Source organism: Streptomyces sp. NPDC026515 (assembly GCF_055567595.1).
Map to the genome: position 1 here is coordinate 41780 of NZ_JBVHQD010000025.1, position 13842 is coordinate 55621.

At 72.3% G+C, this 13842-nt stretch carries 9 protein-coding genes and 1 pseudogene; 7 read left to right on the forward strand and 3 right to left on the reverse strand.

Annotated elements, in window-relative coordinates; translation table 11 throughout:
* Positions 1-128: 128 nt before the first annotated feature.
* The 3 genes and pseudogenes from ACZ4O3_RS37360 to ACZ4O3_RS37370 all read left to right on the forward strand — a co-directional run bounded on the left by ACZ4O3_RS37360 (position 129) and on the right by ACZ4O3_RS37370 (position 3251).
* Complete coding sequence (locus ACZ4O3_RS37360; protein WP_467726625.1) at positions 129-797, forward strand: glycoside hydrolase family 11 protein; 669 nt, start codon at positions 129-131, stop codon at positions 795-797.
* Between the two features lie 38 nt (positions 798-835).
* Positions 836-1483, forward strand: a pseudogene (locus ACZ4O3_RS37365) (polysaccharide deacetylase family protein); the annotation flags it as partial.
* Between the two features lie 109 nt (positions 1484-1592).
* Positions 1593-3251 carry a hypothetical protein gene (locus ACZ4O3_RS37370; RefSeq protein ID WP_467726627.1) on the forward strand — a complete coding sequence of 553 codons (1659 nt, stop codon included), beginning with the start codon at positions 1593-1595 and terminating at the stop codon, positions 3249-3251.
* A 25-nt stretch (positions 3252-3276) separates the two neighbouring features.
* Here ACZ4O3_RS37370 and ACZ4O3_RS37375 read toward each other — a convergent pair whose 3' ends face one another.
* Positions 3277-5358 (reverse strand): SpoIIE family protein phosphatase, encoded by a 2082-nt coding sequence (locus tag ACZ4O3_RS37375; RefSeq protein ID WP_467726629.1) that lies wholly within the window; start codon positions 5356-5358, stop codon positions 3277-3279.
* Between the two features lie 235 nt (positions 5359-5593).
* On the opposite strand from ACZ4O3_RS37375, the gene ACZ4O3_RS37380 reads away from it, so the two are divergent.
* A complete protein-coding gene (locus ACZ4O3_RS37380; RefSeq protein WP_467726631.1) occupies positions 5594-8062 on the forward strand; it encodes a SpoIIE family protein phosphatase in 2469 nt (822 codons plus the stop codon).
* A 22-nt stretch (positions 8063-8084) separates the two neighbouring features.
* Here the strand turns inward: ACZ4O3_RS37380 and ACZ4O3_RS37385 are convergent, their stop codons facing one another.
* The gene (locus ACZ4O3_RS37385) at positions 8085-9566 is read right to left on the reverse strand and encodes a multicopper oxidase family protein (RefSeq protein WP_467726633.1); all 1482 of its coding nucleotides are present in this window, start codon (positions 9564-9566) and stop codon (positions 8085-8087) included.
* Positions 9567-9957: 391 nt separating this feature from the next.
* Here ACZ4O3_RS37385 and ACZ4O3_RS37390 point away from each other — a divergent pair, with 391 nt between their 5' ends.
* The 3 genes from ACZ4O3_RS37390 to ACZ4O3_RS37400 all read left to right on the forward strand — a co-directional run bounded on the left by ACZ4O3_RS37390 (position 9958) and on the right by ACZ4O3_RS37400 (position 12830).
* Complete coding sequence (locus ACZ4O3_RS37390; RefSeq protein ID WP_467726634.1) at positions 9958-11499, forward strand: hypothetical protein; 1542 nt, start codon at positions 9958-9960, stop codon at positions 11497-11499.
* Between the two features lie 322 nt (positions 11500-11821).
* Positions 11822-12157, forward strand: coding sequence for a hypothetical protein (locus ACZ4O3_RS37395; RefSeq protein ID WP_467726636.1), 336 nt, complete (start codon positions 11822-11824; stop codon positions 12155-12157).
* A 76-nt stretch (positions 12158-12233) separates the two neighbouring features.
* Positions 12234-12830 carry a hypothetical protein gene (locus ACZ4O3_RS37400; protein ID WP_467726638.1) on the forward strand — a complete coding sequence of 199 codons (597 nt, stop codon included), beginning with the start codon at positions 12234-12236 and terminating at the stop codon, positions 12828-12830.
* Here the strand turns inward: ACZ4O3_RS37400 and gap are convergent.
* A complete protein-coding gene (gene gap / locus ACZ4O3_RS37405; protein ID WP_467726640.1) occupies positions 12827-13822 on the reverse strand; it encodes a type I glyceraldehyde-3-phosphate dehydrogenase in 996 nt (331 codons plus the stop codon). The genes ACZ4O3_RS37400 and gap overlap by 4 nt on opposite strands.
* Between the last annotated feature and the right edge of the window lie 20 nt (positions 13823-13842).

A 13842-nucleotide genomic window follows, 5' to 3' on the forward strand; every position in this document is an offset into this window, starting at 1 on the left:
CGAGATAGCCGAAAAGGCTCAGCGAATCTTTCGAAAGAATTACCGAAACTGTTGACAGATGGCATGCACAGACCAACACTCCACCAAGCCGCACCCGCAACGGCCGAACAAGAACAAGGAGGCACCGCATGAACCCGCTCGACCGCGCACTGAGCCGCCGGAGCGCCGGCGCCCTGCTGCTGGGCGCCGCCGCAGGCCTGGCGCTGCCCGGCACCGCCCGCGCCGCCACCGTCGTCACCACGAACCAGACCGGCACGGACAACGGGTACTACTACTCCTTCTGGACCGACGCGCAGGGCACCGTCTCCATGACCCTGGGCTCGGGCGGCAACTACAGCACCAGCTGGCGCAACACCGGCAACTTCGTCTGCGGCAAGGGCTGGAGCACCGGCGCCCGCCGCAACGTGACCTACTCGGGCAGTTTCAGCCCGTCCGGCAACGGCTACCTCTCCCTCTACGGCTGGACGTCCAACCCGCTCGTCGAGTACTACATCGTCGACAACTGGGGCACCTACCGGCCCACCGGCACGTACAAGGGCAGCGTCTCCAGCGACGGCGGCACCTACGACGTCTACCTGACGACGCGGTACAACGCGCCGTCCGTCGAGGGAACCAGGACCTTCAACCAGTACTGGAGCGTGCGCCGGTCGAAGCGCACCGGCGGGACCATCACCACCGGCAACCACTTCGACGCCTGGGCCAGGGCCGGGATGCCCCTCGGCGGCTTCAGCTACTACCAGATCCTCGCGACCGAGGGGTACCAGAGCAGCGGCAGCTCCACGATCACGGTGGCCTGACGGGTACCGTACCGCCGCGTTCGGCACGCCCCCTGCCGGTGCTCGCCGCGGCCCTCGCGCCGGCCGCCGTGGGCACGCTCACCGTCGGCGCCGGCCCGGCCCACTCCGCGGCCTGTGCCGGCTACGTCGGCCTCACCTTCGACGACGGCCCGTCCGCCGCCCACACCCCGGGACCGCTCAGTGCCCGCCGGGCGAACGGGCTGAGGGCCACCCTCTTCAACGAGGGCCAGTACGCGGCCGCCTACCCGGCCCAGGTGAGGGCCGAGGTGAACGCGGGCATGTGGGTCGGCAACCACAGCTGCACCCACCCGCACCTGACCCGGCAGAGCCAGGCGCAGACCGACTCGGAGATCTCCCGCACCCAGACGGCCGTCGCCGCCGCCGGTGGCGGTACTCCGGTGCTCTTCCGGCCGCCGTACGGCGAGACCGACGCGACCGTGCGCACGGTCGAGGCCAAGTACGGGCTGACCGAGATCATCTGGGACGTCGACTCGCAGGACTGGAACGGCGCGAGCACCGACGCGATCGTGCAGGCCGTCTCCCGGCTCACCGGCGGCCAGATCATCCTCATGCACGAATGGCCGGCCAACACGCTCAACGCGATCCCGCGCATCGCACAGACCCTGGCGGCCAAGGGTCTGTGCTCCGGACGCATCTCCCCGCAGACCGGCCGCGCGGCCGCTCCCTGAGAACAGCGGCACGAGTGGCGCGGCGGTGAGTCAACCGCCGCGCCACCATCACGAGTTCGGATGAACGGGGACCCTCCGCGCGGGCCCCGCCAGTAGGTTCGTCGGCGTGGACTACTACGACCTGGGCAGTCACCGCAGGCCCGTGACGACGTCGTCCCCCGAGGCGCAGACGTGGTTCGACCGGGGGCTCATCTGGACCTACGCCTTCCACCACGAGGAGGCCGTCCGCTGTTTCGAGGCCGCCGGCGCGGCGGATCCCGGATGCGCCATGGCCGACTGGGGCGTCGCCTACGCCCTCGGCCCCAACTACAACAAGCCCTGGGAGTTCTTCGACCAGGAGGACCTGGCGCACACGGTGGAGCGCACGCACGCCGCCGTGGAGCGCGCCCACGCCAAGGCCGCCCACGCGACCCCCGTGGAGCGCGCCCTCGTCGAGGCGCTGCGCGCCCGCTACCCGCAGGCCGCGGCCCCGGACACGGAAGCGTGCTCGGTGTGGAACACCGCCTACGCCGACAGCATGCGCCAGGTGTACGAACAGGCGCCGGACGACCTCGACGTCGCCACCCTGTACGCCGACGCGCTGATGAACCTCACCCCCTGGCAGCTCTGGGACATCCGCAGCGGCCGGCCGGCCGAGGCCGCCCGCACCCCGGAGGCCAGGGCCGTGCTGGAGCGCGCCCTCGGCACCGAGGCGGGCACCCGCCACCCCGGCCTGCTGCACCTCTACATCCACCTGATGGAGATGTCACCGACGCCCGAGGCCGCCCTGCCCGTCGCCGACCTGCTGCGCGGCCTCGTCCCCGACGCAGGGCACCTCCAGCACATGCCCTCGCACCTGGAAGTCCTCTGCGGCGACTACCGGCGCGTGCTCTCCGACAACGCCGCGGCCGTCGTCGCCGACGAGAAGTACCACGCCCGCGCGGGCGCGATGAACTTCTACACCCTCTACCGCTGCCACAACCTCCACTTCCGGATCTACGGTGCGATGTTCCTGGGCCGCCTCCAGGACGCCCTCACCACGGCCGAACGGCTCGAAGCCGCCGTACCGGAAGAACTGCTGCGGGTGACGAGCCCGCCGATGGCCGACTGGCTGGAGGGCTTCCTGGCGATGCGGGTGCACGTCCTGATCCGGTTCGGCCGCTGGGACGACATCCTGCGCCTGCCGCTGCCCGCCGACTGCCGGCTGTACTGCGTGACCACCGCGATGCTGCACTACGCGCGCGGGGTCGCCCACTCCGCCACCGGCCGGACCGCAAAGGCCGAGGCGGACCGCGCCCGCTTCCGGGAGGCGGCCGCCGCCGTACCGGCGACCCGCATGCTGTTCAACAACACCTGCACCGACATCCTGGCCATCGCCGGCGCCATGCTCGACGGTGAACTCGCCTACCGCAAGGGGGACTTCGACACCGCCTTCGCCGAACTGCGCCGGTCGACCGACCTGGACGACAACCTCCCCTACGACGAGCCCTGGGGCTGGATGCAGCCCACCCGGCACGCCCACGGCGCACTGCTCCTGGAACGCGGCCGGGTGGCGGAGGCCGAGGCCGTCTACCGGGCCGACCTCGGCCTGGACGACACCCTGCCCCGGCCGTTGCAGCACCCGGGCAACGTCTGGGCCCTGCACGGCTACCACGAGTGCCTGCGCCGGCTCGGCAAGGACGGCGAGGCACGGATCGTGGCCCAGCAGCTGAAGCTGGCCGCGGCGACGGCGGACGTACCGATCAGCGCGTCCTGCTTCTGCCGTACGGACTGCTGCGCGCCGTAGCGGGCTCCGGGCCGTCCGTGCCCCCTCAGAGGGTCCGCGCGACCAGCAGGGCCACGTCGTCGTGGTCGTCCGGGTGGCGCAGGCCGTGCAGGAGCAGGTCGCAGGTCTCCTCCAGCGGGCGGTGCGGTTCGTCCAGGAAACCGAGCAGGACGCCGAGGCGGTCGTCGATCGAGTGGCGTCGGGTCTCGACGAGCCCGTCGGTGTACAGGACGAGGAGGTCGCCCGCGGCGAGGTCGACGGTGCTGGTCTCGAAGGGGATGCCGCCCACGCCGAGCGGCGCGCCCGGCGGCAGCCTCAGCAGGTCCGGTGGCCGCCCGGAGTGCACGAACGCGGGCGGCATGTGGCCCGCGTTGGCGATCTCGCAGGTCCGCAGGTGCGGGTCGTACACCGCGTACAGACACGTGACGATGTAGTGCTCCAGGTCGCAGGTGATCTTGTCCAGGTGCTGGAGCACCGAGGCCGGCGGCAGTTCCAGGTCCGCGTAGGCACAGGTGGCGGTACGCAGCCGGCCCATGGTGGCGGCCGCGTCGATGCCGTTGCCCATGACGTCGCCGACGACCAGCGCGGTCCGGTCCTGCGACAGCGGGATCACGTCGTACCAGTCGCCGCCCACCTCGCTGGTCGCCTGGGCGGGCTGGTACCGGGAGGCCAGTTCGAGGCCCGTGTGGTGCGGCGGGTGGTCCGGGAGCAGGCTGCGCTGCAGGGTGAGGGCGGTGTTGCGGACGCTCTGGAACCAGCGGGCGTTGTCGATGGCCACGGCGGCCCGCCCGGCCAGCTCGGTGGCGAGCACGACGTCGTCCTCGTCGAAGGGCACCGGATTGCGGGTGCGCTTGAGGTCCAGGGCCCCGAGCACCTCCCCGTGCGCGATCAACGGCACTGCGAGGTAGGAGTGCACGCCGGCCTGGGCCAGCAGCTCGCCCGCCTCGGCGTTGCGCGCGATACGCGGGAGGTCCTTGGTGCCGACCTTCGGGACCAGCACCGGCCGCCCGGTGTGTACGCACAGCGTGACCAGCCGGTCGCCCTCGTAGGACGTGAGGTCGCCCGGCGGGTCCGCGGCCCGCAGCGCCACCGTGGGGTGATCCGCCTTCAGGGCCAGCGCACGGAACAGCTCCGGACCGTTCTCCGGCCGGCGGGAGCGTCGCAGGGCCAGCGCCGAGTCCAGCACGTCGACGGCGACCACGTCCGCGAGGACCGGCGTGGCGATATCCGCCAGCTCGTGCGCCGTGCGCTCCACCTCCAGCGAGGTGCCCACCCGGGCCGAGGCGTCCGCGATCAGGGCGAGCCGCCGCCGGGCCCGGTCGGCCTCGGCGGCCGCCCGGTGCCGCTCGGTGACGTCGACGACCGAGGTCGCCGCGCCCAGGACGCGGCCGCCGGGATCCTCCAGCCGGTAGAACGACAGCGACCAGGCGTGCTCGTGGTCGGGATCGGTGGGCGGACGGCCGACGTGGTACTGGTCGAGGAGCGGGGTGCCGGTGGTGAGCACCTGGCGCAGGGCCGATTCGACGCTGTCGATGTCGGGCAGCGCCAGGGTCTCCCGCAGCGGGCGGCCGATGTGCTCCCCGGCGGGGACGCCGTCGATCCGCTCCAGCGCCGGGTTCACCAGCAGATAGCGCAGGTCCGGGTCGAGGAGGGCGAGCCCGATCGGGGACTGGTTGATCAGCCGCTCGCACAGCGCCAGGTCGGTCTCCACCCGCTGGAGCAGGGAGTGGTCGGCCACGATGCCCAGCGCGTACACGTCGCCGAGATCGTCCAGCAGCCGCATGGTGCGGAACTCCATCAGCCGGCTGCCCCCGTCCTTGCGCCGGACGGGGAAGGCGCCGGCCCAGCTGTTGCCGGTCTCCAGCACCTCCATGAACATGTTCACCGCGGCCTTCAGATGCTCCGGGTGCATGAGCAGTCGCGCAGCGTTCTGCCGCAGGGCCTCCTCGGCCGTGTAGCCGAAGAGCTCCTCGGCCTGCGGGGTCCAGAACACGATCCGGCCCTGCGAGTCCAGCGCCACCGCGGCCACGCTGAGCACGTCGAGCAGACCGGTCGGACGCGTTCGGCCGGGGCCGTACTCCTCCCCGCTGGGGTCCGGGCCACCGGACCGCAGGAATCCCACAGCCATGCCTCCACCACCTCCACCGGCCGGCGGGCCGACAGCGCTGCCACGGCACTTCCATGCTCCCCCGGGCCGCCGGCGCGTGCCGACCCGGGCCGAGTACCCCGTCCGCGCGAGGTTCCCCGGAGCGGGAGCCGTCCGGTGCCCGCGCGGGCCCGAAGGCGCCGACCGGACTCCGCCGGCGGGCTGTGCGCATCCGGTGGACAAGCAGGAACATTGGGGTACGTAGAGGATGTAGCCAATGGATTTTCCGCGAGAAGAATTCGACGCGCCGCCCGCCACGGGCCGGCGCGACCTCCTCGACGCCTCCAGCGACGCGGCGGCGGTGCTGTCGTCCGGGGGTGTCGTGCTCGCCTGGACCCGGGGCGCCCAGGACCTGCTCGGGCATCCGGCCGCCGAGGTGGTCGGCCGTTCCGCGGCCCCGCTGCTCGCCATGCGCGCCGACCCGGCGCGGGCCGCCGGCGTCGCCGAGCGCTGCCGTTCCGGCATGGGATGGAGCGGACTCATCCCGGTACGGCACCGCGACGGCCACACCCTCGACGTGGACCTGCGGGTCTCCGCCGCCTTCGACTTCGACGGACAGGAGTGCTTCCTCCTGTCCGCCCGTGAACGACGGCCGCAGTGGACGATGGAGCAGTCCGTCCTCGACGGGTTCCTGACCCGCTCGCCGATCGGCATGGCGGTGATGGGACCGGAGCTGCGCTACGTGTGGCTCAACGACACCCTGGAACGCTTCGGCGGAGTACCCCGGGAGCAGCGCCTGGGCCGACGGCTGAGCGAACTGCTCCCCGGTCTGGAGGCGACCGCCATCGAAGGCCTGATGCGCAAGGTGCTCGCCACCCGGCAGCCGGTCACCGACTACGAGTACCTCGGCTGGAGCTGGGCCGATCCGCACCGCCAGCGCGCCTACTCGACCTCGTTCTTCCCGCTCGTCGACGCCGACGACTCGGTGACCGGCGTCTGCTACATGGTCGCCGACGTCACCGAGCGGTGGAACGCCCGCCAGCGGCTGTCGATGGTCAACGAGGCCGGCACCAGGATCGGGACCACCCTCGACGTGCTGCGCACCGCGCAGGAACTCGTCGACTTCGCCGTCCCCCGCTTCGCCGACTTCGTCGTCGTCGACCTCCTGGAGCCGGTCCTGAGCCCCGAGGGCCACGGCACCTGGCTGAGCGACACCGGCCCGGCACCCGACGGGCCGCTGATGCGCCGGGCCGCGCTGCGGACCGTCCGCGAGGGCAGCCCGGAGGTCGTGGCACGCGTGGGCGACCCGGTGCAGTTCCTGCCTCCGGGTCACGGCATCGACCTGCTCGTCACCGGCGACCCGGTCCTCATCCCGGAGCTCGACCCGGACGACCCCCAGTGGTTCGCCGAGCAGCCCGAACGGGCCGCGACCCTGAGGGAGTTCGGACTGCACTCCCTCATCTCGGTGCCGATGCGGGCCCGCCGGAACGCCCTGGGCCTCACCACGTTCGCCCGCTCGCTCAACCCGGTCTCCTTCCAGCCCGACGACGTCATGCTCGCCGAGGAACTGGTCGCGCGCGCCGCCGTCTGCGTCGACAACGCCCGCCGCTACACGCGGGAGCACACGGCGGCCGTCACCCTCCAGCGCAGCCTGCTGCCTCAGGCCCTGACGGGCGGTACGGCCCTGGAGGTGGCGTCCTCCTACCTGCCGGCCGACGCGACGGACGGCGTCGGCGGTGACTGGTTCGACGTCATCCCGCTGTCCGGCGCCCGGGTCGGCCTGGTCGTCGGCGACGTGGTCGGCCACGGTCTCGCCGCGGCGGCGAGCATGGGCCGGCTGCGCACCGCCGTCCAGACCCTCGCCGACATGGAGCTGCCCCCCGACGAACTCCTCGCCCACCTCGACGACCTGGTGCTGCGGCTGGGGGAGGAGGAGAGCGGGAGCACGGCCTCCCAGGGCAACACGGCCACCTTCGTCGGAGCGACCTGTCTGTACGCCGTCTACGATCCGGTGACCCGGCGGTGCGCCATGGCCCGGGCCGGACACCCGCCGCCGGTCGTCGTGGCACCCGACGGGCGGGCCTGGTTCGCCGAGATGCCCGCGGGACCGCCGCTCGGACTCGGCGGCATGGCCTTCGAGGCCACCGAGATCGAACTCGCCGAGAACAGCCTCCTCGGCCTCTACACCGACGGCCTCATCGAAGGCGCGGACCAGGACGTCGAACGCGGCATGGCCAGGCTCCGCGCGGCGCTGGCCGACCCGGACGCCGACCTCGCCGCCCTGTGCACGGCCACCGTGCAGCAGTTGGTCCCCGTTCCCCAGCCCGACGACATCGCCCTGCTCCTGACCCGCACCCACGCCCTGGGCCCCGACCACGTCGCCGACTGGGAGGTGCCCGTGGACCCGGCCGCCGTCGCCGACATCCGGGCCCGGGCGGCCCGCCAGGTGGTGGCGTGGGGCTTCGACGAGCTGGCGGTGACCACCGAACTCATCGTCAGCGAACTGGTCACCAACGCCATCCGCTACGCCGAGCCGCCCATCCGGCTGAAGCTCCTGCGGGACTCCTGGCTGACCTGCGAGGTCGCCGACGCCAGCAGCACCGCCCCTCGCCTGCGGCACGCCCGCAGCATGGACGAGGGGGGCCGCGGCCTCTTCCTGGTGGCCCAGCTGGCCCACCGCTGGGGGGCCCGCTACACCGGCGAAGGCAAGATCATCTGGGCCGAGCAGGAGATCCCGCCGGGCTAGGAGGCCCGGCCCGTGCCGCTGGTCACTTGCCGGACGGGTCCTCGCCGGGCGCGACGAGGTCCAGGACCGCCATCATGCCCATGTCCTCGTGGTTGAGGATGTGGCAGTGCAGCACGGTCCTTCCGGTGAAGTCGGAGTAGCGGATGCGGATGACCGCCTTGCCGCGCACCGGCACGTCGATGGTGTCGTACCAGGCGTGGGCGGGGTCCTGCGACCTGCCGTCGACGCTCATCAGCTGGAAGCCGTTGGTGTGGATGTGGAAGGAGTGGGTCTCGTCCGTGTCGTTGCGGACGGTCCACTCGTCGACCGTGTCGAGCGTGCCGGTGAAGTCGACCCGGCGCGGGTCGTACTTACGGCCGTTGATGTAGAACTCCGTGCCCGCCTTGTTCTCCGTGAAGACGACGGTCTTGCGGGCCGTGATCGTCGCGTGGCTCAGGTCCTCGTGCGGGGCGATGCCGGTGGGGAGGGCGGCACGGCGTACGGGCGTGCCGCCGGTGACGACGGTGGCGAGGTCGGTCCGGGGGAACTTGTTCCCGGCCGGGCCGGTGTCGTACGCGAGGGTCTCCAGCGCTGCCGTGCCGGGCCTGCCGCCCTGGACGAGGACGTCGAAGCGGGCCCCGGCCGCGATCACCAGGGAGTCCTGGTCGTACGCCGTGCGGACGGGGATGCCGTCCTGGGCGATCACCCGGAAGCGGGAGCCGGGGAGATGGAGCTTGTAGTAGATGTTGGCCCCGATGTTGGCGAGCCGCCAGAGCTGGGTCTCGCCCGGCCGGATGCCGATCACCGGGTTCTGCTGGCCGTTGACGGTCCGGTTCGTGGGCGCCCCGATGCTGAGCGGGTGCGTCCTGACCGCGTCGCCCGCGACCTGGAAGTCCTTGAGCGCGATCGTGTGCTCGGTGATGCCGCGCAGGGCCGGGGGCAGGTGCTGCCGGAGGCCCTCGACGACGATGACCCCCGACTCGCCGCCGGCGACCTGCGGCGCGGACGTCATGTCCGCGTGCGAGTGGTACCAGAACGTGCCGGTCGGATGGTTGAACGGCAGCCGGTACGAGTAGTGGTACGACTGGTTGTACTTGATGGCGACGAAGACGTCGTCCGAGGGGGAGCGCGGCGAGACGTGCAGGCCGTGCGTGTGCACGTTGGTGTCGTCGGCGATGCGGTTGGTCAGGGTCAGGTCGATGCGGTCGCCGGGCCGCACGCGCAGGGTGGGGGGCATGAACGCGCCGTTGTAGACGGTGGCGTACAGGCGACGGTCACCGACTCGCACCTTGCGGCGCTCCACCACGACGGTGGCCTTCAGGACGCCGTCGCGGCTGACCAGCTCCGGCGGGTCCTGCAGCCGCGGACCGTCCGCGGCGGGGTGGCCGGCGTGCGGCGCGGGCCGCCGGGCGGAGGGGGAGTCTCCCGTCGCGGTCCGGTCCCCGCACCCGGCCAGCCAGCCGGTGGTGAGGAGCAGGCCGGCGACCGGCCAGGCCAGCGTGGCACGGATGCGGGACGGGGTCACATCTCTCCCAGGGAAGCCGGGCGACCGGGCGGCGGTTCCACGCCCGGAGGGTCGACGTCACGACGGTCCGGCCGACGGTCCGCCAGCCGGAATGTAAGAGGGAGCCACCCCCTTGCTCGACGTGCCACGCTCACGAAGCGGCGGCAACCACCCGAGCCGCCAGGGCTTTCACACGGATGGCGGCCGGGCGGCCGTCCGGGGACAGGACGCCTGTCCCGGGCCCTGTCGAATGCGCACGCTTGGCCGTACGCTGTCAATTGCGAAGGATTCGGCAGCAATTGGGGGAGCCGCCATGTCCGGAGACGCGTACGGCCCGTTTCAGGGACCGCCGAACCAGGAGCCGCCGCGTCAAGGGCCGCCTCGTCAGGCGCCTTCCGGCCACGGCTTCCCGATGCCGGGTCCGCTCGTGCCGCCGATGCCGTCGAGCCCGCCGCCCGCGCCGCCGGACGGCCTGCGCGCCGCCGCCGTGGCCCTGCTCAACCTGACCGGGCTCGGCCTCGGCTATCTCCTGCTCCGGCGATGGCTCCTGCTCGCCGGATGCCTGGCGGCGACCGCCGTGCTGCTGCTCGTCGCGCTGCCCGCGGACGCCGACGGCGTGCCCGGATCCGGGCTGGTCGTCTACGCCGTGTTCCTGCTGCTCGCGGCCGTCCACGGAGCGTTCGTCGGCCTGCGCACCCGGCTGTCGTGGCCGGGGCGGCGACCCGTCGCTCTCGTGCTCGGCGTCGTGCTCCTCGCCGTCCCGGTGGGCGGCGCCCTCTGGTACGACGGCGCCCGGAAGGAAGCCGTCGAACGCGCGCTCCTCGAGCGTCTCGACGGCGCCGACAAACGCGTCGACGCGGCCGGGCAGAAGGACTTCGCCACCGCCAGGTCCGACTACCGGGACGCCCTGGCCGTCTACCGCGACCTCGCGGTCCACCACTCCGGCTCCCGGGCCGCCGCCCAGGTCCCCGACCGTATGAGGACGTACTACACGACGGTCGCGGCGGCCTACGGCCACCGGGACTACTGCACGGCCGTCGAACCGCTGAAGTACCTGCGGACGGTGCCCAACTCCATGCCCAGGGACCAGCTCGGCACGCTCACGCACTGGCCCGACGACCGGCTGGCCACCTCGCTGTACGAGTGCGGAGCCGACGGCCTCACCGGCGTCGGCGGCGACTGGGTCCCGCAGTTCGGCTACCTCCTGGACACCTTCCCCGACTCCGATCAGGCCGCCAAGGTCGTCCCCGCCGTCGACGCGGCCGAGAAGACGGCGGCGAAGGCCGTCGCGGGGAAGGATCCCTGCGGTGCCGTCGAGCAGCTGCGCACGCTGAACACCCAGATCGTCCAGCTGTCGAACGGTTCCGCCGCCCAGGCCGACGGCCTGGTCAAGGTCGCCGGCCGGGCCGACCACAGCGGTGACTCGGGGGAGTACGCCTGCGGCGTCAGGCAGTACAAGGACGGCGACTTCGCCAAGGCGCAGGAGACCATGCGGCAGTTCGTCACCGACAGCCCGCACGACAAGAACCGCGACCGTGCGCGCAAGATCGCCATCGGAGCCGAGGTCGCCCAGACCCTCCCCGCCGCCGGCAAGAAGCTGCCCACCACGGCATCCGGCGGCGGCATCTCGGTGACCGTCAGGAACGACAGCCCCGACGAGATCACCGTCCTCTACACCGGCCCGGTCACCGGCAGCTTCACCCTCGGGCCGTGCGGAAGCTGCGAGGCGTACTCGTTCGCCAGCTCGCTGCTCCCCGGCTGGGAGCCGTGCGGCGACAGCGGCAAGCACTACCCGCAGCACACCATCAGCCTTCCGCCGGGAACCACGTACTTCGTGCACAGGCCGAAGAACGACAGCACGGCCACCCCCGGCTCCGACACCGCCAAACTGCGCTACGGCTACCTCTACACGGAGTGCGCGTACACGACGCAGTCGCTGGGGTCGACCTACTAGGTCGTGTTGCGAAAGTCCCGTCGTTCGCCCGAAGGGCGGGCCGTGCGGCGAGCGTGCGTGCATGGCGTCGCACGGCAGACGGGACTTTCGCAACACGCCCTGGGCGGGCGGCCGCGGGGCGCGCGGCGGGGCAGGTGGCAGCGGCGTTCACCTCAGGTTGCAGGTCCAAGGGCGCGGGCGGCCGACGGGAGACCTGACCGGGTCCGCGCTGTCGGACCGGCGGTAGAGCCGCGGTGCGCCAGTCGATCGGGAGCCGACGGGCCACCGGTCACCGCCCCGCACGTCGCCCTGTCACTCCACTGCTTCGAAGTGCCCTGTGCCCATGTCCTCTCCCGCCTCGTCCCCGTCCGCGCCGCCCGACACGGGCACCCGGCACATCACGGCCACCGTCCCGCCGGCCTGTCCGGGAGTGTTCGCCTCCTACCTGCCGGCCGTCGGCGTCTCCGTCGCGCTTCCGGTCATGCAACAGGCGCTCGACGCCTCCACCGCCGGGCTGCAGCGGATCACCGACGCGCTCATCCCGGCGACCGCGGCACTGCTGCCGACTGCGGCATGGTGGGTGACCTGTACGGCCGACCTGGGTCTGGGACTCACCCTCGGCCCGGTGGCCAACGACGTGAGGGCGGCAGCGACGGCTGGTCGTCGGCCCGGGCCGTGATCGCCTTCGTGGTGGCCGCCGGCGGCGCGGTCGGCTTCGTGTCCGTGGAACTCCGTTCCCCTGCCCGATGCCGGACATGCGCCTGTTCGCGTCGCCGGCGTTCTCGGGGGCGGCGCGAGTCATGGCCGTCACCCTGTTCGCCCAGGTCGGCCTGGTCTCCGCGCTGAGCGAGTACTTCGGGCTCGTGCACCACGCCTCGACGGCGGACATCGGCATCCGCCTCATCGCCATCAACGGCTTCACGGTGGTGCTCGGCCCGCCGGCGGGACGGCTGATGAACCGGGTCACGCCCGGCCTGCTGCTGGTCACCGGTCTGGTGATCGGCGGGATCGGCGCCCTCGTCATGAACGTCTTCCAGGCCGACACCGGCACCGGTGAGGCCGCCCTGGTCATCGCGGTGCTCGGCATCTGCATCGGCATCGCGCTCGCGATGGCGCTGATCACCACCATCTGCATGAACGCCCTGCACACCCGCGCCCTGGTCGGCGGGATCGGCATACCGGTGGCCGCCGTCGTCGCCGTCACCCTGATGGCATCCGCCCGGACCGCGCCGCGCAGGCCGTGGCGGAGGCGACGGAACATCCCGCCGGGCCGCGAGCTGACGTCGACCGCGAAGCGGCCGGCCGTCCGTCCGTCACGGACGGCCGGCCGGCCGCTTCGCCGGGCCCGCTAGCGTGCCAGCAGTTCGAGGGTGTCGATCACCCGGTTCGAGAAACCCCACTCGTTGTCGTACCAGGCGACCACCTTGACATGGCGGCCGTCGACGCGGGTGAGGGCCGAGTCGAAGATCGCCGACGCCGGGTTGCCCGTGATGTCCGAGGAGACCAGCGGGTCGTCCGAGTACTCCAGGACGCCGGCGAGCGGTCCCTGTGCGGCGGCACGGTACGCCGCCAGCACGTCGTCGCGCGTCACGTCACGGGCGACCGTCGTGTTGAGCTCGACGATCGAGCCCACCGGCACCGGCACCCGGATCGAGTCACCGGACAGCCGGCCGTCGAGGTTCGGCAGCACCAGGCCGATCGCCTTGGCGGCCCCGGTCGTGGTCGGCACGATGTTGACACCGGCGGCACGGGCCCGACGGGGGTCGCGGTGCGGACCGTCCTGCAGGTTCTGCTCCTGCGTGTAGGCGTGCACCGTGGTCATGAACCCGTGCTCGATACCGGCGAGTTCGTCCAGGACGGCGGCCAGCGGCGCGAGAGCGTTGGTCGTGCACGAGGCGTTGGAGACGACCGTGTGCGTGTCCGGGTCGTAGGCGTCGGTGTTCACGCCGTACGCGAGCGTGACGTCCGCACCGTCCGAGGGCGCGCTGACCAGGACCTTGCGGGCGCCGGCGTCGAGGTGGGCGCGAGCCGCCTTGGCCGACGTGAAGCGGCCGGTCGACTCCAGCACGATGTCCACGCCGAGCTCCGCCCACGGCAGCTGCGCCGGTTCCCGCTCGGCGAGCACCTTGATACGACGGCCGTCCACGACGAGGACGTCCCCGTCCACGGACACCGGGCGCCCCAGACGCCCTGCCGTCGAGTCGAAGGCCAGCAGCCGTGCGAGAGCGGTCGGCTCCGTGAGGTCGTTGACGGCAACGATCTCCAGGTCGCTTTTCCGCTCCAGCAGGGCACGCAGCACGTTGCGTCCGATGCGGCCGAATCCGTTGATGGCGATACGAGTCATGAGAGGCGTCCCTTCCTTCG